Source organism: Sphaerisporangium sp. B11E5, assembly GCF_039871875.1.
Lineage (GTDB): Bacteria > Actinomycetota > Actinomycetes > Streptosporangiales > Streptosporangiaceae > Sphaerisporangium.
Map to the genome: position 1 here is coordinate 1 of NZ_JBDPMD010000055.1, position 23,514 is coordinate 23,514.

23 protein-coding genes are annotated in these 23,514 nt (G+C 72.9%); 4 read left to right on the top strand and 19 right to left on the bottom strand.

Going from position 1 to position 23,514, the window contains the following annotated elements; genetic code table 11:
- From metK to pyrR, 14 genes are all read right to left on the bottom strand, one after another.
- A partial coding sequence (metK, locus tag ABGB17_RS33035; protein ID WP_347637192.1) for a methionine adenosyltransferase occupies positions 1-895 on the bottom strand: 895 nt, incomplete at its 3' end.
- A gap of 131 nt (positions 896-1,026) precedes the next feature.
- Complete coding sequence (locus ABGB17_RS33040) at positions 1,027-1,395, bottom strand: hypothetical protein (RefSeq protein WP_347637194.1); 369 nt, start codon at positions 1,393-1,395, stop codon at positions 1,027-1,029.
- Positions 1,396-1,765: 370 nt separating this feature from the next.
- Positions 1,766-2,986 carry a bifunctional phosphopantothenoylcysteine decarboxylase/phosphopantothenate--cysteine ligase CoaBC gene (coaBC, locus tag ABGB17_RS33045; protein ID WP_347637196.1) on the bottom strand — a complete coding sequence of 407 codons (1,221 nt, stop codon included), beginning with the start codon at positions 2,984-2,986 and terminating at the stop codon, positions 1,766-1,768.
- Positions 2,987-3,051: 65 nt separating this feature from the next.
- A complete protein-coding gene (rpoZ, locus tag ABGB17_RS33050) occupies positions 3,052-3,315 on the bottom strand; it encodes a DNA-directed RNA polymerase subunit omega (protein WP_347637294.1) in 264 nt (87 codons plus the stop codon).
- A gap of 102 nt (positions 3,316-3,417) precedes the next feature.
- A complete protein-coding gene (gene gmk / locus ABGB17_RS33055; RefSeq protein WP_347637198.1) occupies positions 3,418-4,038 on the bottom strand; it encodes a guanylate kinase in 621 nt (206 codons plus the stop codon).
- A 122-nt stretch (positions 4,039-4,160) separates the two neighbouring features.
- A complete protein-coding gene (gene mihF / locus ABGB17_RS33060) occupies positions 4,161-4,484 on the bottom strand; it encodes an integration host factor, actinobacterial type (RefSeq protein WP_347637200.1) in 324 nt (107 codons plus the stop codon).
- Positions 4,485-5,044: 560 nt separating this feature from the next.
- Complete coding sequence (gene pyrF / locus ABGB17_RS33065; protein WP_347637202.1) at positions 5,045-5,743, bottom strand: orotidine-5'-phosphate decarboxylase; 699 nt, start codon at positions 5,741-5,743, stop codon at positions 5,045-5,047.
- Positions 5,740-6,714, bottom strand: coding sequence for a dihydroorotate dehydrogenase (locus tag ABGB17_RS33070; RefSeq protein WP_347637204.1), 975 nt, complete (start codon positions 6,712-6,714; stop codon positions 5,740-5,742). The genes pyrF and ABGB17_RS33070 overlap by 4 nt, the downstream gene beginning before the upstream one ends.
- Entirely contained in the window at positions 6,704-7,570 is an 867-nt protein-coding gene (locus ABGB17_RS33075; protein WP_347637206.1) for a dihydroorotate dehydrogenase electron transfer subunit, read from the bottom strand. Before ABGB17_RS33075 ends, ABGB17_RS33070 begins: the two co-directional genes overlap by 11 nt.
- Before the next feature lie 46 nt (positions 7,571-7,616).
- Positions 7,617-10,901, bottom strand: a complete 3,285-nt coding sequence (gene carB / locus ABGB17_RS33080) for a carbamoyl-phosphate synthase large subunit (RefSeq protein ID WP_347637207.1) — start codon at positions 10,899-10,901, stop codon at positions 7,617-7,619.
- Positions 10,894-12,042, bottom strand: coding sequence for a glutamine-hydrolyzing carbamoyl-phosphate synthase small subunit (carA, locus tag ABGB17_RS33085; RefSeq protein ID WP_347637209.1), 1,149 nt, complete (start codon positions 12,040-12,042; stop codon positions 10,894-10,896). Before carA ends, carB begins: the two co-directional genes overlap by 8 nt.
- Positions 12,039-13,343 (bottom strand): dihydroorotase, encoded by a 1,305-nt coding sequence (locus ABGB17_RS33090; RefSeq protein WP_347637211.1) that lies wholly within the window; start codon positions 13,341-13,343, stop codon positions 12,039-12,041. The genes carA and ABGB17_RS33090 overlap by 4 nt, the downstream gene beginning before the upstream one ends.
- Complete coding sequence (locus ABGB17_RS33095; protein WP_347637213.1) at positions 13,340-14,275, bottom strand: aspartate carbamoyltransferase catalytic subunit; 936 nt, start codon at positions 14,273-14,275, stop codon at positions 13,340-13,342. Before ABGB17_RS33095 ends, ABGB17_RS33090 begins: the two co-directional genes overlap by 4 nt.
- A complete protein-coding gene (gene pyrR / locus ABGB17_RS33100) occupies positions 14,275-14,856 on the bottom strand; it encodes a bifunctional pyr operon transcriptional regulator/uracil phosphoribosyltransferase PyrR (RefSeq protein ID WP_347637215.1) in 582 nt (193 codons plus the stop codon). Before pyrR ends, ABGB17_RS33095 begins: the two co-directional genes overlap by 1 nt.
- A 511-nt stretch (positions 14,857-15,367) precedes the next feature.
- Here pyrR and ABGB17_RS33105 point away from each other — a divergent pair.
- The gene (locus ABGB17_RS33105; RefSeq protein ID WP_279783368.1) at positions 15,368-15,862 is read left to right on the top strand and encodes a transcriptional regulator; all 495 of its coding nucleotides are present in this window, start codon (positions 15,368-15,370) and stop codon (positions 15,860-15,862) included.
- A 23-nt stretch (positions 15,863-15,885) separates the two neighbouring features.
- Here the strand turns inward: ABGB17_RS33105 and ABGB17_RS33110 are convergent, their stop codons facing one another.
- A complete protein-coding gene (locus ABGB17_RS33110) occupies positions 15,886-16,440 on the bottom strand; it encodes a GNAT family N-acetyltransferase (protein ID WP_347637217.1) in 555 nt (184 codons plus the stop codon).
- 160 nt (positions 16,441-16,600) lie between these two features.
- On the bottom strand, positions 16,601-17,077 hold the full coding sequence (locus tag ABGB17_RS33115) for a YbaK/EbsC family protein (RefSeq protein WP_347637219.1): 477 nt from the start codon (positions 17,075-17,077) through the stop codon (positions 16,601-16,603).
- Positions 17,078-17,206: 129 nt separating this feature from the next.
- On the opposite strand from ABGB17_RS33115, the gene ABGB17_RS33120 reads away from it, so the two are divergent.
- The gene (locus ABGB17_RS33120) at positions 17,207-18,034 is read left to right on the top strand and encodes a L,D-transpeptidase family protein (RefSeq protein WP_347637221.1); all 828 of its coding nucleotides are present in this window, start codon (positions 17,207-17,209) and stop codon (positions 18,032-18,034) included.
- A 45-nt stretch (positions 18,035-18,079) separates the two neighbouring features.
- Here the strand turns inward: ABGB17_RS33120 and ABGB17_RS33125 are convergent, their stop codons facing one another.
- Together ABGB17_RS33125 and ABGB17_RS33130 are read right to left on the bottom strand one after the other, a co-directional pair.
- Positions 18,080-18,988, bottom strand: a complete 909-nt coding sequence (locus ABGB17_RS33125; RefSeq protein ID WP_347637223.1) for a cytochrome c biogenesis CcdA family protein — start codon at positions 18,986-18,988, stop codon at positions 18,080-18,082.
- Position 18,989: 1 nt separating this feature from the next.
- Positions 18,990-19,520 carry a redoxin domain-containing protein gene (locus ABGB17_RS33130; RefSeq protein ID WP_347637225.1) on the bottom strand — a complete coding sequence of 177 codons (531 nt, stop codon included), beginning with the start codon at positions 19,518-19,520 and terminating at the stop codon, positions 18,990-18,992.
- An 808-nt stretch (positions 19,521-20,328) separates the two neighbouring features.
- On the opposite strand from ABGB17_RS33130, the gene ABGB17_RS33135 reads away from it, so the two are divergent.
- Entirely contained in the window at positions 20,329-20,769 is a 441-nt protein-coding gene (locus tag ABGB17_RS33135; RefSeq protein ID WP_347637227.1) for an SAV_6107 family HEPN domain-containing protein, read from the top strand.
- Positions 20,770-21,257: 488 nt separating this feature from the next.
- On the opposite strand, the gene metF is transcribed toward ABGB17_RS33135, so the two are convergent.
- A complete protein-coding gene (gene metF, locus ABGB17_RS33140; protein WP_347637229.1) occupies positions 21,258-22,187 on the bottom strand; it encodes a methylenetetrahydrofolate reductase [NAD(P)H] in 930 nt (309 codons plus the stop codon).
- A 148-nt stretch (positions 22,188-22,335) separates the two neighbouring features.
- On the opposite strand from metF, the gene ABGB17_RS33145 reads away from it, so the two are divergent.
- A complete protein-coding gene (locus tag ABGB17_RS33145) occupies positions 22,336-23,403 on the top strand; it encodes a polyprenyl synthetase family protein (RefSeq protein WP_347637231.1) in 1,068 nt (355 codons plus the stop codon).
- The last annotated feature ends 111 nt before the right edge of the window (positions 23,404-23,514 follow it).

Consider the following 23,514-nt stretch of genomic DNA (forward strand, 5'->3'; position numbering starts at 1 on the left):
CGACGTTCTTGGCGACCCAGCGCATGGCGTAGGCGGCGGAGCGGTCGACCTTGGAGGGGTCCTTGCCGGAGAAGGCGCCGCCGCCGTGGCGGGCCATGCCGCCGTAGGTGTCGACGATGATCTTGCGGCCGGTGAGGCCGGCGTCGCCCATGGGGCCGCCGATCTCGAAGCGGCCGGTGGGGTTGACCAGGAGGCGGTAGCCGTCGGTGTCGATGTCGAGCTCGGCGACGACGGGGTCGACGACGTGCTCCTTGATGTCGGGGGCCAGCATCTCCTTGAGGTCGATCTCAGGGGCGTGCTGGGTGGAGACGACCACGGTGTCGAGGCGCACGGGGCGGTCGCCGTCGTACTCGATGGTGACCTGGGTCTTGCCGTCGGGGCGCAGGTAGGGCACGGTGCCGTTCTTGCGGACCTCGGAGAGGCGGCGGGACATGCGGTGGGCGAGCTGGATGGGCAGCGGCATCAGCTCGGGGGTCTCGCGGCAGGCGTAGCCGAACATCAGGCCCTGGTCGCCGGCGCCCTGGCGGTCGAGGTCGTCGATGCCCTCGCCCTCGCGGTGCTCGTAGGCGTCGTCCACACCCTGGGCGATGTCGGGCGACTGGGCGCCGATGGACACCGACACGCCGCAGGAGGCGCCGTCGAAGCCCTTGTGGGAGGCGTCGTAGCCGATCTCCAGGATCTTCTCCCGGATGACGCCGGGGATGTCGACGTAGGTCTCCGTGGTGACCTCACCGGCGACGTGGACCTGGCCGGTCGTGATCATCGTCTCGACCGCGACCCGGCTCCGGACGTCGTCTTTGAGCATCGCGTCGAGGATCGCGTCACTGATCTGGTCGGCGATCTTGTCCGGGTGGCCTTCGGTGACCGACTCGGAGGTGAACAGGCGGCGGGACAACTCAGTGGCTCCTCATGCAGCGGCTGCTGGCGACATGGCTCGGGGAACGGACGGCCCGAGCGCTCCGCTGAGTGTAGCCTCACCCCGCGCGGCGCCGCTCTACCGTCTCGACCGGTGGTCGCCGGCCGACCTCACAGGTCGGGAAGCGGATCCCGGGGCAGATCCCCAGGAGAGAACACTTCGGTGTCCGCCGCCCCCACGACCGCGACGTACTCCTCGTCGACCTCGAAAACCGTACCACCCAATTTGATCCTGGGCCCGGCGCCGAACTCGATCGGCCCGAGTCTCGTGTTGCGCGGGTGTGTCGCCCACACGGCGGCGGGCTCGTAACGGCTGAACACCTTGGTGGCGAGCACCGTGATGAACCGGTCACTCACCAGGACCATGAAGTTGGCCACCCCACCGGACCCGACGAGGCTCACCGGGAAGACGTAGTGGATGTTCTCACCCGCGGGCAGGAGTTCACGGCATCGTTGCCTGATGGCTGCGGTCACCGGCATCGTCCAGGCCCTCTCGCTCGGCCTTTCCATGGAGTATCCGACGAGGCGACACGGACAGCAAGATGCGGGATTAAGAGCGTGACCGGTTCGCGGGGAATCGGCACGCGCAAAGCGGCGATTCCGCGCGGAATCAGCGTCCGGACGTCGCCGGAGTCGCGGCGATCCAGCGTACGGGTGGCGGCACGCCCGCCGGCGGGCAGTGGCCGTCCGGCCCACGTCCGGGCACCAGGGCAGCGCCGGACTCGCCCGGGACGGCACGGGGGCAGCGGCGCGCTCGCGGGAGACGGGGCAGGGGGCCGGCCGATCGAACGGGCGCGTCCGAACCGGCATCGCCGCGCCGGGCGGTGAGGGCCCTGTCCGACGGGGGTGTTCAGGACAGGCGGGCGGACACCAGGGTCCACAGGGTGTCGGCGAGGGACTCCTTGGGGCCGCGGGGGACCTCCACAGGGTCGCCGCCGGCGACCAGGATGACGGCGGCGTTGTCGGGGGTGCCGAAGGCCAGGCCTTCGCCGACCTGGTTGACGACGAGCAGGTCGCAGCCCTTGCGTTCCAGTTTGGCCTGGCCGTTGGCGAGGGCGTCGTGGGTTTCCGCGGCGAAGCCGGCGATCACCTCGGGGGACGGCTCGCGGCCCTCGCGGCGCCGGTCGCACAGCTCGGCGAGGATGTCGGGGTTCTTGGCCAGCCGGATCGGCTCGGGTTCCCCGTCGGTCTTCTTGATCTTGGCGTCGCTCGCCGCGACCGGCCGGAAGTCGGCCACGGCGGCGGCCATGACCACCGCGTCGGCCCCTTCCGCGGCCTCCAGCACCGCCGTGCGCATCTGGGCCGCCGACTCGACGCGGACCACGGCCGCCCCGGCCGGGTCGGGCAGCGCGACGTTGGCGGCCACGACGGTGACCCGGGCGCCGCGCGCGACGGCCGTGCGGGCCAGGGCGTACCCCTGCAGGCCCGAGGAGCGGTTGCCGATGAAGCGCACCGGGTCGATGGCCTCACGGGTGCCGCCGGCGGACACGACGACGTGACGGCCGGCGAGGTCGCGCGGGTGGCCGGACAGGACGCGCCGGCACACCTCGAAGATCTCCGCCGGGTCGGGCAGCCGCCCGGGGCCGGTGTCGGCGCCGGTGAGCCGTCCCACGGCGGGGTCGACGACCACCGAGCCGCGCTCGCGCAGCGTGGCGACGTTGGCGCGGGTGGCGGGGTGCTCCCACATCTCGGTGTGCATGGCGGGCGCGAAGACCACCGGGCATCGGGCGGTCAGCAGGGTGCCGGTGAGCAGGTCGCCCGCGAGGCCGTGCGCGGCCTTGGCGAGCAGGTCGGCGGTGGCCGGCGCCACCACGACCAGGTCGGCCCGCTGCCCGATGCGGACGTGTGGCACCTCGTGCACGGACTCCCAGACCTCGCTGGTCACGGGATTGCCGGAGAGGGCGGCCCAGGTGGGCTCGCCGACGAAGCGCAGCGCGTCGCGGGTGGGGATCACCCGCACGTCGTGGCCGGACTCGGTGAACAGCCGCAGCAGCTCGCACGCCTTGTACGCGGCGATGCCGGCGCCCACGCCGAGAACGACACGCGGGCGGTCGCCCCGGCCGGCGGTCATGGCGCTGGTCCCTCTGGTTCGATCTGCTGGATCTGGTGGGTCTGTGCCGGTCTGGCGCCGAGGGCTCAGCCCTCGATCGGCTCGGAGGTCAGCAGGCCCTCGGAGATCTCGCGCAGCGCGATGGACAGCGGCTTCTCCTGGGCGTGGGTCTCGACCAGGGGGCCGACGTACTCCAGCAGGCCCTCGCCGAGCTGGGAGTAGTAGGCGTTGATCTGGCGCGCCCGCTTGGCGCCCATGATGACCAGGCTGTACTTGCTGTCGACGACCTCAAGGAGCTGGTCGATCGGCGGGTTGGTGATGCCTTCGGCAACAGGGGCGGTGCCTGCCACGTGGTCGCCTCTCCATAGTTTCGTCATTCGTGTCTCGGCGAAGGATACCAACTCCCGGGCCCCCCTCGTGACGTGCGCCGGCGAACCGGGCGCGCGCAGACCTCAGGGCCGGCGGGGGGGTGAGCCGTCGCGGACCAGGAGTTCGATGAGGCGGCCGCAGACGTCCTCCACGGCGGTGTTGACCAGCGTGAGGTCGAACTCCTTCTCGGCGGCCATCTCGACGCGGCCCGCGGCGAGGCGGCGGGCGATGACGTCCTCAGGCTCGGTGCCGCGGCCACGCAGGCGGCTCTCCAGTTCCTCCCAGCTCGGCGGAGCCAGGAAGACCAGGAGCGCATCCGGCATGGTGTCGCGGACCTGGCGGGCGCCCTGCAGGTCGATCTCCAGCAGGGCGGGCACCCCCTCGGCGAGCTTGCGCTCGACCGGGCCGCGCGGCGTGCCGTACCGGTTGCCGGCGAACTCCGCCCATTCGAGCAGCGCGTCGTCGGCGACCAGGCGGTCGAACTCGGGGCCGGACACGAAGAAGTACTCGACTCCGTGCTTCTCCCCGGGGCGGGGCGCCCTGGTGGTCACCGAGACCGACAGCCACACCTCGGGGTGGGACCGCCGAAGCTCGGCGACGACCGTGGACTTCCCCACGCCCGACGGCCCGGACAGGACCGTCAGGCGGTTTCCCTTCGGTCCGGAGGAGAGATCGGTCCCCTCCGGACTCCCGGATGGAGGCATGGGGTCACCGCCACGTGTCCCGAACCCCCCGAAAACGGGCGCCCTTCGCGCGCCCCCCTCTTCGGGCCAGGACGTACCGGTCACTCCACACCCCCGATAGTTCGCGCCGGCGTCCGCCGAGATCAACTCTCGGCGCCGCCGAACTCGCGCTCCAGGGCGGAGCGCTGGTTCGCACCGAGACCCCGTACGCGACGGGACTCGGCGATACCGAGTCTCTCCATGAGCTGCTTGGCGCGGACCTTGCCCACGCCGGGGAGCGACTCCAACAGTGCCGACACCTTCATCTTGCCGATGACGTCGTCGGTCTGACCATCCTTCAGCACCTCAGCCAGAGAAACCGCGCCGTGCTTCAGCCGGTTCTTGACCTCGGCACGCTCCTTGCGGGCCTTGGCAGCCTTCTCCAGGGCTGCGGCGCGCTGCTCGGGGGTCAGGGGAGGAAGAGCCACGCCGGGTCACCTCGAATTTCTGTCGATGTACTCGGACGGGAGGGGAAACTAGCTGGTCTTGGGCCCTTCAGGCAACGTCAAGACCAGTTTCTCCCCACATAAACTTCATTTCATCACCCTTCGTGGCCGTCACGTCGCGTTGTGTCGACAAAACCCGCCTGTACTGGCGCCTCACCGACCAGCACGCCGAGCCGGCCCGCGACGGCGGACACGCCCCGTGAGGACGCATCGAAGTCTCACCGCGCCCGTGGCGGACGACCCAAAAAATCGCCCGATTAACCGCTCAACAGGCGTTTTATCCCACCCGCACTCTTTGCCAGACAGTGCACTATTTGCCCGATCTCGTGACGCAGCCGGACGCCAGGAATCGCCGCCACGCCGGACACGCCAGGTGACCAACGGAGACGGACGGTGACCGCCGGGACGCGGCCGCGGACGCCGGACGGCCACCGGCACGACCGGCACACCGGGCGGCCACCGGCCGTCCGGTCCGGCACGTGGAGCGACACCGTGGACACGGCGCGTCATCGGCCGGGCCGGCCGACGACAGGGGCGAGGGGTCAGCCCGCGACGACGCGTCTGAGGGCGGCGGCTATGGCGGCGGCGGCGGCGCCCGGGTCGGTGGCGGCGGTGATGGGGCGGCCTATCACGAGGAGATCGGCCCCGTCGGCGATGGCCTGTTCGGGGGTCGCTACTCTTGCCTGGTCCTGGGTGGCCGAACCGGCGGGGCGGACGCCGGGCGTGATGAGCATGATGTCGGGGCCGACCTCCGCGCGGACGCCGGCGACCTCGCGGGGCGAGCAGACCAGGGCCTGGGCGCCCGCGCCGACGGCCTCCACGGCCAGGCGGCGCACGGCGTCGCCGGCGGGGCCCCGGACTCCCAGGCGCTCCAGATCGGCCTCGGACAGCGACGTCAGGGCCGTCACGGCGGCGATGCGCGTGTGCGGGGCCGCCTCGACGGCGGCTTTGATCATGGTGTGGCCGCCGGAGGCGTGGACGGTCAGGATGGCGGGCTTGAGGCGTGCCACCGCGCGGGCGGCGCCGGCGACCGTGTTCGGGATGTCGTGGAGCTTCAGGTCGAGGAAGACCTGGACCCCGCTGGCCCCCCGCACGGAGGCCAGCACGTCGGGGCCGTAGCGCAGATAGAGTTCGAGGCCGACCTTCACGGTGCTCACGTGCGGCGTGACCAGGGCAGCCCAGCGGGCCGCCGTCTCCAGATCCGGTGCGTCCAAGGCGACGGCGATGGGTGCGGACGTCACAGGGAGCTCTCCTCCAGGTCGATACGGTGCCGGGGCCCCGCCCCGGGTGGTCGCTGGGCCAGGCCGACGGCGTCGGCCAGCCGCTCGAAGCCGCGCTCCTTCAGAAGGTCCTCCAGCTCCCTCAGGATGCGCAGGCAGGCGTACGGGTCGTGGAACAGGGCGGTGCCCACCGAGACGACGCAGGCGCCCGCCAGGATGAGCTCCAGGGCGTCCCTGCCGGTGAACACGCCGCCCATGCCGACGATGGGCACCCCGGGCAGGGCGGCGTGCACCTGCCACAGGCAGCGCACGGCGAGCGGCCGCACCGCGGGCCCGGACAGCCCGCCGGTGCCCGCGGCGAGCGCGGGGCGCATGGTGTCCACGTCGATGCTCATGCCGAGCGGGGTGTTGATCATCGCGAGGGCGTCGGCGCCGCCGTCCACGCAGGCGCGGGCGACGGCCACGATGTCGGCGGCGTCGGGGGCGAGCTTGGCCACCACGGGCACGTCGTAGCGCATGGTGGCGCGCACCGACGAGATCACCTCGGCGGAGGCCGCGGGGTCGCGGGCGAACACCCGCCCGAGGTCCTCGACGTTGGGGCACGACAGGTTGACCTCGACGGCCGTCACGCCGGGCGCGTCGGCGAGCCTGCGGGCGAGCGCGGTGTACTCGGCCACGCTTCCGCCGCCGATGGACACCACGGCCCGCGCCCCGCGGTCCACCAGGCGCGGCAGCTCCCGTTCCAGGAACACGTCCACGCCGGGCCCCTGCAGGCCCACGGCGTTCAGCAGTCCCGAGGGGGTCTCGGCCATGCGGGGGGTGGGCCGCCCGGCCCGCGGCGCCATGGTGATCGACTGCGTGACGAAGGCGCCGAGGCGCGACAGGTCCACGAACTGGGAGAGCTCGGCGCCGGAGGCGGCGCACCCGGCGGCCGTGGTGATCGGGTTGGCCAGTTCGACGTGCGCGAGGTACGTCCGCATGTCAACTGACATTTCGGGTGTGAGCACCCCCTTCCTGTGCTCGTCCCCCAGGCGCGCCCAGGGCGTCGAACGGGATGGTCCCGATGTCCTCGAACCGCACCCGCTCGCCGCGGAACACCGGCCCCTCCACGCAGGATCGCACCATGCGGGTGACGCCGTCGTCACCGATGACCGGCAGCACGCAGGTCATGCACACGCCGTAACCGCAGGCCATGGCCTCCTCGACCGACACCTGCACCGGGATGTCGAACTCGACGGCGACCGCCGTCACCCCGCGCAGCATGCTCATGGGCCCGCAGGCGTACACCACGTCGGCCCGCGCGTCGGCGATCACCGACGGCAGGGCGTCGGTGACCCGCCCGCGCAGGCCGAGCGAGCCGTCCTCGGTGGTCAGGGTGGTGGTCTCGCCGATGCGCCGGGCGCGCAGCGCGCCGAACACCCGGTCGGCGGACGCGGCACCGAGCACGAAGTCGACGCGGCAGCCGCGCCGCTGCAGCACGTCGGCCAGCGCGAACAGCGACGCCGAGCCGTACTCGCCGCCGACCAGCACGCACACCACCGGGTCCCGCGGCACGGGGAACGGGCGGCCGAGCGGCCCGACGAGGTCGAGGGTGTCCCTGGCCTTGCGCTCGGCCAGCCACGCGGTGCCCCGGCCGCGCACCGCGAACACCAGCTCGACCGTGCCGCCGTAGTCGGGCTTGACGTCGTGCACGGCGAAGGCGCGCCGGGCCGGCATCGAGGTGTGCGCCCCGCCCACGGCCACCGAGACGAAGTGGCCGGGGCGGAACCGCTCGGCGATGCCGGGCGCGACCACGGTGAGGGCGTGGTAGGCGTCGACGCGGCGCGTGGTCAGCACCGTGCCCGTCACCTGTACCGCGGTACCGGCCGTCTCCTCCACCTCCCGCAGGGGTCGTTCAGCCTCGCAGCCGCTCGGCGTGCTCCTGCAGCGACCGTACGCCCACCGAGCCGGCGGCGATCGCCTGGATGCCCTGCACGGCCGCGGCGAGGCCCTGCACAGTGGTGACGCACGGGATGCCCCGCAGGACGGCCGCGGTGCGGATCTCGTAGCCGTCCAGGCGTGGCCCGGACTGGCCGGCGTCGCCGAAGGGAGTGTTCACGATGAGGTCGACCTCGCCGTCCAGGATGCGGGTCACGATGGTGGGCTCCCCGCCGGGGCCCGGGCCGTCGCTCTGCTTTCGCACGATCTTGGCATGGACCCCGTTGCGGCGCAGCACCTCCGCGGTTCCCTCGGTGGCGAGGATCTCGAACCCGAGGTCGGCCAGGGCCTTCACCGGGAAGATCATCGCCCGCTTGTCGCGGTTGGCCACCGACACGAACGCGCGCCCCTTGGTGGGCAGCGAGCCGTACGACGCGGCCTGCGACTTGGCGTAGGCCGTGCCGAACACCTCGTCGATGCCCATCACCTCGCCCGTGGACCGCATCTCCGGCCCGAGCACGGTGTCCACGCCACGGAACCGGTTGAACGGCAGCACGGCCTCCTTGACCGCGATGGGCGCGTCGAGCGGCAGCGCGCCGCCGTCGCCGGCGCGGGGCAGCATGCCCTCGGCGCGCAGCTCGGCGATGGTGGCGCCCAACATGACGCGGGCCGCGGCCTTGGCCAGCGGCACCGCCGTGGCCTTGGACACGAACGGCACGGTGCGGCTGGCCCGCGGGTTGGCCTCCAGGACGTAGAGCACACCCGCCGACATGGCGTACTGGACGTTCAGCAGGCCGCGCACGCCGACGCCGCGGGCGATGCCCTCGGTGGCCGCCCTGATGCGCTTGATGTCGTGGCCGCCGAGCGTGATGGGCGGCAGGGCGCACGCCGAGTCGCCCGAGTGGATGCCGGCCTCCTCGATGTGCTCCATGACGCCGCCGAGGAACAGCTCCTCGCCGTCGAACAGGGCGTCCACGTCGATCTCGATGGCCTCGTCCAGGAACCGGTCCACCAGCACCGGGTGCTCGCCCGCCGCGCGCTCCATGTACGACGCGAGCGTGCCCTCGTCGTACACGATGGCCATGCCGGCGCCGCCGAGGACGTACGACGGGCGCACCAGCACCGGGTAGCCGATCTCCTCGGCGACCGCCCTGGCCTCGTCCACCGTCATCGCGGTGCCGTGCTTGGGGGCGGGCAGCCCGGCCTCGGCGAGCACGCGGCCGAACGCGCCGCGGTCCTCCGCCAGGTGGATCGACTCGGGGCTGGTGCCGACCACGGGCACGCCCTCGTCCTTGAGCGCCTGGGCCAGCCCGAGCGGCGTCTGCCCGCCGAGCTGCACGATGACCCCGGCGACCGGCCCGGTCTCCCGCTCGGCGTGCACGACCTCCAGGACGTCCTCCAGCGTGAGCGGCTCGAAGTACAGCCGGTCGGAGGTGTCGTAGTCGGTGGACACCGTCTCGGGGTTGCAGTTGACCATCACGGTCTCGTACCCGGCCGACGACAGCTCGAACGAGGCGTGCACGCACGCGTAGTCGAACTCGATGCCCTGCCCGATGCGGTTGGGCCCGCTGCCGAGGATGATCACCTTGGGGCGGTCGCCGTAGGGGACCTCGGTCTCCTCGTCGTAGGTGGAGTACAGGTACGGCGTGCGGGCCGCGAACTCGGCGGCGCAGGTGTCCACGGTGTTGTACACCGGCCGCACCCCGAGCCGGTGCCGCAGCCGGCGCACCTCGGCCTCGGCGACGCCGCGGATCCCGGCGACCTGCGCGTCGGAGAAGCCGTGCCGCTTGGCCCGCGTCAGCGCCTGCGCGGTCAGCTCGCCCTCGGCGACGGCCCGCGCCTCCTCGTCGATCAGGTAGAGCTGGTCGAGGAACCACGGGTCGATGGACGTGGCCTCGTACAGCTCCTCCAGGGTGGCCCCGGCCCTGATGGCCTGCTGCGCGGTGCGCAGCCGCCCGTCGTGCGGGGTGCGGCAGGCCGCCAGCAGCTCCGCCTTGTCCCCCGGCTCCCCGTCCCAGCCGAACGACGAGCCCTTGCGCTCCAGCGACCGCAGGGCCTTCTGCAGCGCCTCGGGGAAGGACCGGCCGATGGCCATGGCCTCGCCGACCGACTTCATGTGGGTGGTGAGGGTCTGGTCGGCCCCGGCGAACTTCTCGAACGCGAACCGCGGCACCTTGACCACGACGTAGTCCAGGGACGGCTCGAACGACGCCGGGGTCTCGCGGGTGATGTCGTTGGGGATCTCGTCCAGGGTGTACCCGACGGCGAGCTTGGCGGCGATCTTGGCGATGGGGAAGCCGGTGGCCTTGGAGGCCAGGGCGCTGGACCTCGACACCCGCGGGTTCATCTCGATGACGATCATGCGGCCGGTGCGGGGGTCCACCGCGAACTGGATGTTGCAGCCGCCGGTGTCCACGCCGACCTCGCGGATCACCGCGATGGCGACGTCCCGCATGTTCTGGTACTCGCGGTCGGTGAGGGTCATCGCGGGGGCCACGGTGACGCTGTCGCCGGTGTGCACGCCCATGGGGTCGATGTTCTCGATGGAGCAGACGATGACGACGTTGTCGGCCCGGTCGCGCATCACCTCCAGCTCGAACTCCTTCCAGCCGAGGATGGACTCCTCCAGGAGCACCTCCCCGGTCGGCGAGGCGTCCAGCCCGGCGCCCGCGATGCGGCGCAGGTCCTCCTCGTCGTAGGCGAAGCCCGAGCCCGCGCCGCCCATGGTGAAGCTCGGCCGCACCACCACCGGGTAGCCGAGGGCGCCGGCGGCGGTCAGGCAGTCGTCCAGGCTGTGGCAGATCGCCGAACGGGCCGACTCGGCGTTCAGGCCGTACTCGGCGGCCACACGGGCCACGATGCCCTTGAACAGCTCGCGGTTCTCCCCCGCCTGGATGGCCGCGATGTCGGCGCCGATCAGTTCCACGCCGTACCGCTCCAGCACGCCGGCCTCGTGCAGCGCCACCGCGGCGTTGAGCGCGGTCTGGCCGCCGAGGGTGGGCAGCAGGGCGTCCGGCCGCTCCTTGGCGATGATCTTCTCGACGATGTCCGGGGTGATCGGCTCGACGTAGGTGGCGTCGGCGAACTCCGGGTCCGTCATGATCGTCGCGGGGTTGCTGTTGACCAGGATCACCCGGTAGCCCTCGGCACGCAGCACGCGGCACGCCTGGGTGCCCGAGTAGTCGAACTCGCACGCCTGCCCGATCACGATCGGCCCGGAGCCGATCACCATGATCGAGCGGATGTCGGTGCGCTTAGCCACGCCTGTCCCCCTTCGTCGCGCCCGCACGCGCCATGAGGGCGCGGAATTCGTCGAACAGCCCGGCGGCGTCGTGCGGCCCCGCGGCGGCCTCCGGGTGGTACTGCACGCTGAACGCGGGATAGTCGAGCAGGCGCAGCCCCTCCACGCAGTCGTCGTTCAGGTTGACGTGGCTGACCTCCGCGCGGCCGTACGGCGTGTCGAACGGGCCGTCGAGCGGCGCCTGGACGGCGAAGCCGTGGTTGTGCGCGGAGATGTCCACCTTGCCGGTGCGGCGGTCCTGGACGGGCTGGTTGACGCCCCGGTGGCCGTACCGCAGCTTGTAGGTGCCGAGGCCGAGGGCGCGGCCGAGTATCTGGTTGCCGAAGCAGATGCCGAACACCGGGGTGCCGCTCTCCATGACGCCGGTGAGCGTCTCGACGGCGTAGTCCGCGGCGGACGGGTCGCCCGGCCCGTTGGACAGGAACACCCCGTCGGGGTCGAGGGCGAGCACCTCGGCCGCGGTGGTGGCGGCGGGCAGCACGTGCACCTCGCAGCCCCGCTCGGCCATGCGGTACGGCGTCATGGCCTTGATGCCGAGGTCGAGCGCGGCGACGGTGAACCGCTTCTCGCCGTGCGCGGGCACGACGTACGGCTCGGCCGTGGACACCTGCCGCGCGAGGTCGGCCCCCACCATGGACGGGCTCTGCCGCACCCGTTCGGCCAGCTCCTCCACGGGGGCGTGCGGCCCGGTGAACACCCCGGCCCGCATCGCGCCCCGCTCACGCAGGTGGCGGGTCAGCGCCCGGGTGCCGGGCATGGCGATGCCGACGACGCCCTGGGCGCGCAGCTCCTCGTCCAGGGTGCGGCGCGAGCGCCAGTTGGACGGGACGCGCGCGGGCTCGCGCACGACGTACCCGGCCACCCAGACGCGGGACGACTCGGGGTCCTCGTCGTTGACCCCGGTGTTGCCGATGTGCGGGGCCGTCATCGCGACGATCTGCCGGTGGTAGGACGGGTCGGTCAGGGTCTCCTGGTAACCGGTCATGCCGGTGTTGAAGACCATCTCGCCGAACGTCTCCCCCTCGGCGCCGTACGGCGTGCCGTGGAAGGCCCGGCCGTCCTCCAGCACCAGGACGGCCGTGCCCGTGGTCGCGCGCGTCACGTGAGTTTCCCTTCCGAGACAGTGGGGCGGCCGCGCAGGAACGTCGCCACGACCCTGCCGGGCAGGGTCATGCCCACGTAGGGCGTGTTGCGGCTCCTGGACGCGAACCCGGACGGGTCCACCTCCGCGCGGGCGGAGGGGTCGACCAGGGTGAGGTTGGCCGGTGCCCCGGCCCGCAGGTGCCCGCCGTGGCCGGCGACCCGGCCGATGCGGGCCGGCCGGGTGGACATGCGGTCGGCCACCCCCGCCCAGTCGAGCAGCCCGGTCTCCACCATGGCCTCCTGCACCACCGACAGGGCCGTCTCCAGGCCGACCATGCCCATGGCCGCGGCGGGCCACTCGGTCTCCTTGTCCTCCACCGGGTGCGGCGCGTGGTCGGTGGCCACGCAGTCGATGGTGCCGTCGGCCAGCGCCTCGCGCAGCGCACGCACGTCGGCGGCGGTCCGCAGCGGCGGGTTCACCTTGTACAGCGGGTTGTACGGGCCGGCGGGCGAGGCCTCGGCGAGGGCGTCGGTGAGCAGCAGGTGGTGCGGGGTGACCTCGGCGGTGACGTCCCAGCCCTTGGACTTGGCCCAGCGGATGATCTCGACAGAGCCCGCCGTGGAGACGTGGCAGACGTGCAGCCGGGAACCGACGTGCGCGGCGAGCAGGCAGTCGCGCGCGATGATCGCCTCCTCGGCAACGGCGGGCCAGCCGGCGAGGCCGAGCCTGCCGGAGACCTCGCCCTCGTTCATCTGCGCGCCCGCGGTGAGCCGGGGCTCCTGGGCGTGCTGGGCGATCACCCCGTCGAACGCCTTGACGTACTCCAGGGCGCGGCGCATCAGCACCGCGTCCGAGACGCACACGCCGTCGTCGGAGAACACCCGCACCCGGGCCGCGCTGTCGGCCATCGCGCCGAGCTCGGCGAGCTGTGCGCCCTTCAGCCCCGCGGTGACGGCGCCGACCGGGCGCACGTCGCAGTGCCCGGCCTCCTGGCCGAGCCGCCACACCTGCTCGACCACGCCGGCGGTGTCGGCGACCGGCGAGGTGTTGGCCATGGCGTGCACGGCCGTGTACCCGCCGAGCGCGGCGGCGGCCGTGCCCGACGCGACGGTCTCGGCGTCCTCCCTGCCGGGCTCGCGCAGGTGGGTGTGCAGGTCGACCAGGCCGGGCAGCGCGATCAGCCCGTCGGCGTCCACGCGGGACGCGCGGCCGGCGTCCACCGCGCCGGGCGCCCCGACCTCGGCGACGTGGCCGCCGTCGATCAGGATGTCGCACGGGTCGCCGCCGAGCAGGCGGGCGCCCGTGATGAGGTAGGTCACTTGTCTCCCCCGATGGCGGGCTCGGAACCGGACAGCAGCAGGTACAGCACGGCCATGCGCACGGTCACGCCGTTGGTGACCTGCTCGACGATGGTCGAGCGCACGGAGTCGGCGACGTCGGCGGCGATCTCCATGCCGCGGTTCATCGGGCCGGGGTGCATCACGATGGCGCCGTCGGGCATCCGGCCGAGGCGGTCGGGGTCCAGGCCGTAGCGGCGGCTGTACTCCCGGGCCGAGGGGAAGAACGAGGCGTTCATCCGCTCGTGCTGCACGCGCAGCATCATGACCGCGTCGGACTTGGGCAGCACGGCGTCGAAGTCGTAGGAGACCTCGCACGGCCAGTTGTCCATGGAGACCGGCAGCAGCGTGGGCGGGGCGACCAGGGTGACCTGGGCGCCGAGGGTGTGCAGCAGGTGGACGTTGGAGCGGGCGACCCGGCTGTGCAGCACGTCGCCGACGATGGTCACCCGGCGGCCGTCCAGCTCGCCGAGGCGGCGGCGCATGGTGAAGGCGTCCAGCAGGGCCTGGGTGGGGTGCTCGTGGGTGCCGTCGCCGGCGTTGACCACGCTGCCGTCCACCCAGGTGGCGAGGCGGTGCGGGGCCCCTGAGGCGCCGTGGCGCACCACGACGGCGTCCGCGCCCATGGCCTGGAGGGTGAGCGCGGTGTCCTTCAGGCTCTCGCCCTTGGAGACGCTGGAGCCCTTCGCCGAGAAGTTGATGACGTCGGCGGACAGGCGCTTGGCGGCGGCCTCGAACGAGATGCGGGTGCGGGTGGAGTCCTCGAAGAACAGGTTGACCACGGTGCGGCCGCGCAGGGTCGGCAGCTTCTTTATGGAACGGTCCGAGATCCGCGACAGTTGCTCGGCGGTGTCCAGGATGAGGAGGGCGTCGTCGCGCGACAGGTCGGCCGTGGACAGCAGGTGGCGGTTCATCAGTGGCCTCCCCGCAGCAGGACGGCGTCCCGCTGGTCGGTCTCCCACAGGCACACGCGCACGGTCTCGGCGCGCGACGTGGGCAGGTTCTTGCCGACGTGGTCGGCGCGGATGGGCAGCTCGCGGTGGCCGCGGTCCACGAGCACGGCGAGCCGCACGGCCGTGGGGCGGCCGAGGTCGTTGAGTGCGTCCAGTGCCGCGCGGACCGTGCGTCCGGAGTACAGGACGTCGTCGACCAGGATCACGATGCGGCCGTCCACCCCCTCGGGGGGCAGGTCGGTGCGGCCGAGGGCTCGGGCCGGCTTGAGCCGCAGGTCGTCGCGGTACATGGTGACGTCGAGGGAGCCGAAGGCCACCGCGCGGCCCTCGACCTGCTCGATGCGGTCGGCCAGCCGGCGTGCCAGGATGGTCCCCCTGGTCGGGATGCCGAGCAGGAGGAGGTTCTCGGGGCCCTTGGCGCGTTCGAGTATCTCGTGGGCGATGCGGGTGAGGGCCCGGTTGATGTCCGGGGCCTCCAGCACGGCCCGCTCGTCCTCGCGCGTCTGGTCACCGTCGTGCGCCGTGTTTCGGGCGCCGTCCATGAAGGTCACCGCCTTTCCCGCCTCACAGGACGGGTCTTAAAGGAAGTTTGGCGTCACCACGGTAGCAGCCCGCCGAGAAAGCCGCCGAACGGGTACACAGTCCCCCAAGCTGCACAGATAGTCGTATAGTGGGCGCCTGACCAGCGGGCCGCCCGGGCCCGCGCCGCGCCCCCACGGCGTGGCGCGCCCGGCGGGGCGGACGGGACGCCGGACAAGGCGGGCGGTTTCCGGCCTTGGCCGTACCGGCCGGAGAAACCGGTACGGCGTGCGTGACTGGCCAGATCAGGGCCGAACCGGACAGGATTCGGCATCTTTTTTCCAATCAGCTTGACCAATCACGCCCACACCTTTACCGTCACTGTCCGTAACCACACCTCGCGACGTTCTCGGATAAACCCCGGCGCAACGGTCACGGTTGGTGCCTGCCCCGGGCACCGGACCCGCGCGTCGGGTGATACGTCGCAAGGCGCACAATTAGTGAGAACGTTCATAGAAAGCCGGGGGGCCACACATGCCGTCTGACTACGCCAAGTCGCTGGGCGCTCGCCTTCGCGCCATCCGCACCCAGCAGGGACTTTCACTGCACGGAGTCGAGGAGAAGTCGCGAGGCCGGTGGAAAGCCGTCGTCGTCGGCTCCTACGAGCGTGGCGACCGGGCTGTGACCGTGCAGAAGCTGGCCGAGCTGGCCGACTTCTACGGGGTGCCGGTCTCGGAGTTGCTCCCTGGCGGCTCCGCGCCGAGCCCTCTTGGACCCACGCCCAAGCTGGTGATCGACCTGGAGCGCCTCGCCCAGTTGCCGAAGGAGAAGGCCGGCGCGCTCGCCCGGTACGCCGCCACCATCCAGAGCCAGCGGGGCGACTACAACGGCAAGGTGCTGTCGATCCGCCAGGAGGACCTGCGCTCGCTGGCCGTCATCTACGACAAGTCCCCCACCGAGCTCACCGAGGAGCTCATCACCTGGGGTGTGCTGGACGCCGAGGCGCGCCGCGCCGTCGAGTCCTTCTGACGCGCGCCGGGCCGGGCACCCCGCTACGCCTGCGGCCGTAGCGGGAGCGTCGCCCCCACGATCGCGTAGCGCTCGTAGCCGCCGGGGAACACGAAAGCGCCGAGCAGGTCCACGAAACCCAGCCGCCGGTACAGATGGCGTGCCGCCGTCGGCTGGTCGTGGGTGGACAACACGGCGGTGCGCTCCGCCCGGCCCTCGCACAACCCCCGCACCAGGCGCCGCCCGATGCCCTTGCCCTGGTAGTCGGGGCGCACGTGGATCTCGGCGATCTCCAGGGCGTCGCCGAACCACGCCAGCGCGGCGTCACGGCCCGCACGCTCCTCCAGCGCGCGGCGCACCACGTCGTGCCACCACTGGCCGGGGGCGCCGTGGAACGCGTAACCGAACCCCGCGACGACGTCGCCGTCGGTCTCGGCGAGCAGGCACGTGAAGTCCGGGAAGGTCGCGTGGTTGCGCATGATGCCCTGGCGCCCGGACAACTGGTCGGCCGGAGGGCGCATCGCCGCCGTGTAGATCTCGATGACGGTGTCCAGCGCGGCGGTGAACCCTTCCGGACCGGTGCGTCGCAGTTCGATCACTTTTCGCACACTAGCAGGGCCCTGATAGCCGGACGGTCGAAACCGGGTCAAACCGATCTTGGCCCCTGTTTCCGCCCTGGTCAGGCCGCACAGCCGGGGTTTCCGTCAGGTCCCCGAACAGCCGGGGGCGCGGTGCCGTGCTCCCGCCCGGCCCGGTGGCCTACTCGACCTCCACCGGGGTGCCGCCGGTGACGCGGACGAGCTCGTCGAACGTCGTGGGGAACACCGTGTGGACGTGCCCCGCGGCGGCCCAGACCACCTCGTGCCGGCTCAGCCACTTGTCGACCAGCGTGCGGATCGGCGCCGGGTGCCCCACGGGCGCCACCCCGCCGATCGCCTGACCGGTCGCGGCCTTCACGAACTCCGGGGTGGCGCGCTTCAGCTTGGCGACCCCGACGAGACCCGCGACCAGGCCGGTGTCCACGCGGTGCGCACCGCTGGTCAGCACCAGCAGCGGCTCGCCGTCGGCGTCGAAGACCAGGCTGTTGGCGATCGCGCCCACCTCGCAGCCCACCTGGGCCGCCGCCGACACCGCCGTCGGGGCCGGGTCGGTCAGCACCACGACCTCGCCCGTCACGCCCAGCCCGCGCAGGGTCTCGGACACCTTCACCACGCTCGGATGCAACTTTTCTGGCACGCGGCCACTCTAAACATCATGACGGGACATGGGCCATTGATTACATCTGCGGAACGTAACGCGTTCGGTCATGATCGGTGCGCTAATGTCCGTTGACCAGATCATGGAGAGTGGGAAAGGAAAAGCGACATGGCGGTTGGAACGCGGCTCGCCGCCGCGGCGGTGATGACCGCGACGGCCGTGCTCCTCGCGGGCGGGACGGCGGCCTCGGCCGCGCCGGTCCCGGCCTCCGCGACGGCACGCGCGGCCGCGGGCGCGGCGGTCACCTTCCAGGTGGCGTCCGCGAGCCCGGCGAAGGCGCCGACGCCGTTCACGGCGCCGAACCGGCGGCTCAAGCTCGGCGCGAAGGGCGCGGCGGTCAAGGCGCTGCAGACCCGGCTGCGCGAGCTCGGCTACGTACCGGGCAAGATCGACGCCAAGTACGGCGGGACCACGATGTCCGCCGTCTGGGCGTTCCAGAAGGTGCAGGGCATCAAGCCCACCAGCACCGTCACCTCCCGCACCTGGCGTGCGCTCGAGAATCCCAAGGCGCCGAAGGTGCTGGTGCCGCGGGGCAAGCCGGACCGGGTGGAGGTGAACCTCACCCAGCAGGTCGCGGTGCTCTACGACGACGGCGTGGCGAAGCTCGTCACGCACATCTCCTCCGGCAGCGGCATCCCCTACTGCGAGACGGCCGTCTGGCAGGGGCGGGCGCAGAGGTTCTGCGGCGACGCGCGGACGCCCACGGGGAACTTCAAGACCACCTGGCGGCGCTCGGGCTGGCACAAGTCCTACCTGGGGCAGCTGTACAACCCGATCTTCTTCAACGGGGGCATCGCGTTCCACGGCGCGCTGTCGGTGCCGCTGTACCCCGCCTCGCACGGGTGCGTGCGCCTGCCGATGCACGTCGCGGAGATCCTTCCCGGCATGCTCGGCACGGGCGTCCCCGTGCACGTCCGGGGCAAGTTCCGCCGCTGACACCCACGCGCCTCACCAGGGCCGCGGCCGATCCAGGCCGCGGCCCTACGCGTGCCCGCCGGGGCCGGCCGAGGGGGCGCCGGGGTCGGCCTCGGCGGAGCTCCGGCGGGAAGGGCGGCCTCGCCGCACCGCCCGGAACACCGCGGCGCCGGCCAGCATCACGGCGAAGACCGCCACGATGACGCCCGCCCCCACCTGGTCCAGCATGGCGGACAGCCCGCGCTGGGCCGCCGCGGCGACGGCGATGACCGGATCATCGGTGACGGTGCCGCGGAAGAGCCGTATCTCGTACCAGCCGTACCAGGCCACATAGGCGCCGGCGACGACGAGGAGCGCACCGCCGATGCGGGACAGCAGCGGCGACGCGCGGCGCACCCGGCGCAGCAGCCCGTCGCGCGCCAGCGCCACCGCGAGCGCCGCCAGCCCCACGGTCACCCCCATGCCGGCCGCGTACGCCACGAACAGCGCCACTCCGGAGACCAGGGAACCGGCCAGGAAACTGGTCACCACGATGGCGAGGAACGGGCCGACGGTGCACGACAGCGACGCCACCGCGTACGACATGCCGAACACCACCATGGACCGCGCCGAAGGGCCGGCGACCCGCCCGCGCGACACCGCCACGCCGAGCCCGGGCAGCTGCCTGCCGGCCAGCAGCATGCCGCCCAGAACGGCGAGCAGGACGCCCACGGCGATCGTCACCCACGGCAGGTGCCGCTGCACGGCACCGGCGACCGGCGCCAGGACGAGGCCGAACACGCCGAACACGGCCACGAATCCGGCGGTCATCGCCGCCGTCGCGGCCAGCGCGCGTCCCACCGCCGAGCCGCGGCGGGCGTCGCCGTCCCCGGCCACCAGGAGCGACAGGTACGCCGGCAGCAGCGCGAACCCACACGGGTTGACCGCGGCGAGCGTCCCCGCGGCGACGGCGAGCGCCAGCGGGGCGTCGGGCATCTCAGCCCGCCAGCAGCCGGTCGAGGGTGTCCGGCAGCTCGCCGGCGTCGAGGTGGCCCCGGGCCGCGACGGCACCATCGGCGTCGAGGACCACGAAGGTGCTCTGCGCGGTCATGCCGAATTGCTTCCACACCAGGCCCTGCTCGTCGGCGAGCTGGGGGAAGCCGGACAGCTTCGCCATGCGGACGAACTCCCGCATCTCCGGCACGTCGCCCAGGCCGGCCACCCCGACCACGGCGGCCTTGCCCTCGTACTCGGCGGCCAGCGCGTTCACCTGTTTCGCCTGCCCCAGGCAGGTGGGGCACCAAGGCGCCCAGAACCAGAGCACGGCGGGCCGGCCCGCGAGGGCGCGGCCGTCGAACGTGCCGCCGTCGAGGGTCGCCACGGTGAAGTCGTACCCGCCCGTGCTTGTCGCGGCGGGCGTGCCGCCGGACGCCGGCGCCGGTCCGGGGTCACCGGCGGGTGCGCCGCAGCCCGCCAGCGCCAGAGCGGCGGCCGTGACGAGACCGGTCACCAACAGCCGTGCCTTCATCGATGGCTCCTCGTCCCTCGGCCGGGCACCCGCCACCCATGGCCCGTTCGCCGGGACGAACCCACGCGGTCCCGATGTCCGGCCGTGAGCGGCTTGACGCGTCCAGCCAGTCTCCCCTGCCGGAGGGCCCGCCGCCAGGAGACGGATCGTGCCGTAAGCAACCGATAAGGACTTGGACCCGCCGTCGGGCGCCCCTCCGCACGACCATGCCGAAGGCGCCCACACTCCCCTTCCGCCCCCCAGCCCGCCGCGGGTTCCTCCGCCGGGCGGCCACCCCGGCGAGGCGCGCCGCGCGCCCGCCACCCGCCGGCACCCGGCCCGGAGTGAGGGCCGCGGGCGGGACCCGGCCCGGAGTGAGGGCCGTGGGAGGGAGCGTCGGGCCGGCGGCCGGCTCCGCTAATCGAACGCGTGTTCGTGTGATGCTTGACAGCGCGGCCGGTCGAATCTATGTTCGACAGCGTGGGGGTGGGACTCGCGGCCCGCCCTCACCTCTGGCGCAGGGCGCCGAGTGGCGTTGGCCGGGCGGGGGGAGGGGAAGCTCCTCGTCCGGCCCCCGGCGGGCCGCCCGGCCCGCCTTACAGGCGCCACGATACGCACGCGCGCCGTCCGGATGAACCGAAAGACGAAAAGGCGGGAAAACGGGAAAGGGATGAACAGGCCCGGGGCACGGGGCAGTGCCGGGCCGGGAGAGCGAGGAGCGAACGTCCGAGTGACCACGAAATGCAGGGCCATCTGAAATGTCGGTGGAATCTGCGACTGTGTTCTCGCCGGCGGTGATCGCCGGGGTCACGACCCCAAGGAGGGTGACATGACTCGAACGTCCGGAGAAGGCCCCCGGGTTTCCCAGACCGTGCGCGCACACCTGTCCGACGCGCACTCCTGTCTCGCCGACGCCGCCGCGGCCACCACCGCCGCCGAGCGCTACGTGTCCGCACACCTGGCCGCCCTGCGCGCCGCCGCCGCGATCATCGCGGCCCTCCCCCGCCCCATGGACGGCCGCCGGCGCCGCCTCCGCAGCGCCTGGGAGCTCCTGCCCGAAGCGGAGCCCCGCCTGGCCCAGTGGGCCGCCTACTTCGCCGTCAGCGCCACCAAGCGCGCCGCCGCAGAAGCCGGCATGGTCCGCGCCGTGACCCCGAGGGACGCCGACGAACTCACCACCGAGGCCGACACCTTCGTCCGCGTGGTGGAGGAACTCCTCGGCCTGCCCAGCCAGCCCACCCTGCCCGTCCGCACGCCCCTCGCCGGCTGACCCCGCCCGCGGGGCCCGGACCGCCATACCAGGCGGTCTCCCTCCGAGGAACGCCCTCCAGCCGCACCTACAGGCGGCGCCGGGCCGGCCCACTCGGACCCGGGCGGCTCGGGGTGGTGACCGTCGAGCGGGACGGGGACAGCACGGTGCCCGTGGTCGCGCACGCGCGGGTCGTCGCGCCGCTGCCCCCGGGGAGCCGCGCCCGCTGCCCGTCCGCACGTCCCTTCGCCCGCTGCCCGTCCGCACGTCCCTTCGCCGGCTGTCCCGGCCGTGGGGCCCGGACCGCCGCGCGCAGGCCGGTTTCCTCCGAGAAACGCCCTCCAGCCACACCTACAGGCGGCGCCGGGCTAGCCCACGCTGCCCGTGTGCACGGCCCTCGCCGGCTGGCCCCGCCCATGGGGCTCGCCCTCGGGCTGGGGGCCGCCTCACGGAGGGCGGTTTTGCCGCTGGGGGAGCCTTTCAGCCGCGTTCGCAGGCGGCGTCGGCTCTCAGATGGCGCTGGCGGCGGGGGCGGGGGTCAGGGCCTGGTAGACCTCGCGGGTGGCGCTGCTCTTGTTGAAGGTGATGAAGTGGATGCCGGGGGCGCCCTCGTCGAGGAGGGTCTGGCAGAGCCCGGCGGCGTGCTCGATGCCGAGGGCGCGGACGGCGGCGGGGTCGTCGGCCACGGCTTCGAAGCGGGCGGCCACCTCAGGGGGGAAGGGCGCGCCGGAGAGCTTCTCCGATCTCTCGATCGTGCTCATCTGGGTGACGGGCATGATGCCGGGGATGATCGGGGTGTCGCAGCCCTTGGCGGCGACGCGGTCCCGCAGGCGCAGGTAGTCCTCGGCGCGGAAGAACATCTGGGTGATGGCGTAGTCGGCGCCGGCACGGCACTTGCGCACGAAGTAGTCGGTGTCCGACTCCACGGACGGGGAGCGCGGGTGGCGGTAGGGAAACGCGGCCACGCCCACGCAGAAGTCGCCCGCCTGGCGGATCAGGCGGACGAGGTCCTCGGCGTAGTGCACGCCCTCGGGGTGCGCCACCCAGTCGGCGAGCGGGTCGGAACCGGGCGGGTCGCCCCGGACGGCCAGGATGTTGCGCACGCCGGCGCCCGCGAACCGGCCGATCAGGTGGCGCAGCTCCCGCAGCGAGTGGTTCACGGCGGTGAAGTGGGCCACCGGGGTGAGCGTCGTCTCGTGCGCGAGCCGCTCGACGATCTCGACCGTGCGGTCGCGGGTCGAGCCCCCGGCGCCGTACGTCACCGAGACGAACGTGGGGCGCAGCGCCTCCAGCTCGCGGATCGCGCGCCACAGCTGCCGCTCCCCCGTGTCGGTCTTCGGGGGGAAGAACTCGAACGAGAACGACCGGCCACCGGCGGCGAGAAGCTCGCGGACGGTGGGCACACGGCCGGGCAGGACGGAAGGACGACCTGAAGCCATGGTTCACAGGCTACAGGTGGATGCCCCGCCACGCCCCGTACCGCGACCCCGGTACGCGGCCCCGGCCCCCCGGACTCGGGTGCGGTAGGCGGTGACAGGGGACGCCCCGTGGGGCGGGGAGGGGCGGCCGGGACATTAGTCTCAGAACATGACCACATCCTTCGCCGTCACCGACGCCCTGCGCGCCGAAGTGGACGCCCGGCTGCTGGAGTTCGTCGACCGGCAACGTCCCCTGGTCGGCGAGCCGGAGCTGGCGCCGCTTCTCACGGCCGCGGAGGACTTCCTCGCCGGGGGCAAGCGCCTGCGGCCCGCCTTCTGCTACTGGGGCTGGCGCGGCGCCGGCGGGGACGAGGACCCGGCGATCCTGACCGCCGCCGCCTCACTGGAGCTGCTCCAGGCCAGCGCGCTGATCCACGACGACGTCATGGACGCGAGCGACCTGCGCCGGGGCCTGCCGTCCGCGCACCGCCGCTTCCAGGCGCTGCACGAGTCCTCGGGCTGGCACGGCTCGGCGCGGCAGTTCGGCGAGGGCGCGGCGGTGCTGCTGGGCAACCTGCTGCTGGTGTGGTCGGGCGAGATGTGGCGCACCAGCGGCCTGCCCGCCGAGGCGCTGGCCGCCGCGCAGCCGGTGCACGACCGCATGCGCACCGAGCTGATGTGCGGGCAGTACCTCGACCTGCTTGAGCAGGCGCAGGGCGGCGGCACGTTCGACAGCGCGCTGCGGGTGGCCCTGCACAAGAGCGGCAAGTACTCGGTGGAGCAGCCGCTGCGGCTCGGCCTGGTGCTCGCCGCCCGTGAGCGGCGCCCGTGGATCGACCGGCTGTGCGTCGAGTACGGGCACAAGGTCGGCATCGCGTTCCAGCTCCGCGACGACGTGCTCGGCGTGTTCGGCGACCCGGCGGAGACCGGCAAGCCCGCGGGGGACGACCTGCGTGAGGGCAAGCGGACGATGCTCGTGGCCCGCACGCTGGCCACAGCGTCCCCCGCGCAGGCCGCGGACGTCCACCGCCTGCTCGGCGACCCCGCCCTGGACGACGAGGGCCTCGCGCGGCTGCGCCAGATCATCGAGGACACCGGCGCGCTCACCGCCAGCGAAGAGATGATCAAGCAGTACCTCTACGACGCACTCGGCTCCCTCGACCACGCACCCCTCACCCCGGAGTCCCGCGAGGCCCTCACCGAACTCGCGGTGGCCGCCACCTCCCGCAGAAGCTGACGCCGGCCCGGCTCAGGCCGTGTCGCGGCACGGCCAGAGCGGACGGCCAGAGCGGCCGGCCGGACCGGCGCACGCCGGACCGGCGCACGCCGGACCGGCGCACGCCGGATC

Bases quoted from the DNA above. Each gene is read 5' to 3' on its own strand.
- ABGB17_RS33040 (WP_347637194.1), bottom strand. From the start codon at position 1,395: ATGCCGGTGACCGCAGCCATCAGGCAACGATGCCGTGAACTCCTGCCC.
- coaBC (WP_347637196.1), bottom strand. From the start codon at position 2,986: ATGACCGCCGGCCGGGGCGACCGCCCGCGTGTCGTTCTCGGCGTGGGC.
- gmk (WP_347637198.1), bottom strand. From the start codon at position 4,038: ATGCCTCCATCCGGGAGTCCGGAGGGGACCGATCTCTCCTCCGGACCG.
- ABGB17_RS33070 (WP_347637204.1), bottom strand. From the start codon at position 6,714: ATGTCAGTTGACATGCGGACGTACCTCGCGCACGTCGAACTGGCCAAC.
- ABGB17_RS33095 (WP_347637213.1), bottom strand. From the start codon at position 14,275: ATGAACCGCCACCTGCTGTCCACGGCCGACCTGTCGCGCGACGACGCC.
- pyrR (WP_347637215.1), bottom strand. From the start codon at position 14,856: ATGGACGGCGCCCGAAACACGGCGCACGACGGTGACCAGACGCGCGAG.
- ABGB17_RS33105 (WP_279783368.1), top strand. From the start codon at position 15,368: ATGCCGTCTGACTACGCCAAGTCGCTGGGCGCTCGCCTTCGCGCCATC.
- ABGB17_RS33120 (WP_347637221.1), top strand. From the start codon at position 17,207: ATGGCGGTTGGAACGCGGCTCGCCGCCGCGGCGGTGATGACCGCGACG.
- ABGB17_RS33125 (WP_347637223.1), bottom strand. From the start codon at position 18,988: ATGCCCGACGCCCCGCTGGCGCTCGCCGTCGCCGCGGGGACGCTCGCC.
- ABGB17_RS33130 (WP_347637225.1), bottom strand. From the start codon at position 19,520: ATGAAGGCACGGCTGTTGGTGACCGGTCTCGTCACGGCCGCCGCTCTG.
- ABGB17_RS33135 (WP_347637227.1), top strand. From the start codon at position 20,329: ATGACTCGAACGTCCGGAGAAGGCCCCCGGGTTTCCCAGACCGTGCGC.
- metF (WP_347637229.1), bottom strand. From the start codon at position 22,187: ATGGCTTCAGGTCGTCCTTCCGTCCTGCCCGGCCGTGTGCCCACCGTC.
- ABGB17_RS33145 (WP_347637231.1), top strand. From the start codon at position 22,336: ATGACCACATCCTTCGCCGTCACCGACGCCCTGCGCGCCGAAGTGGAC.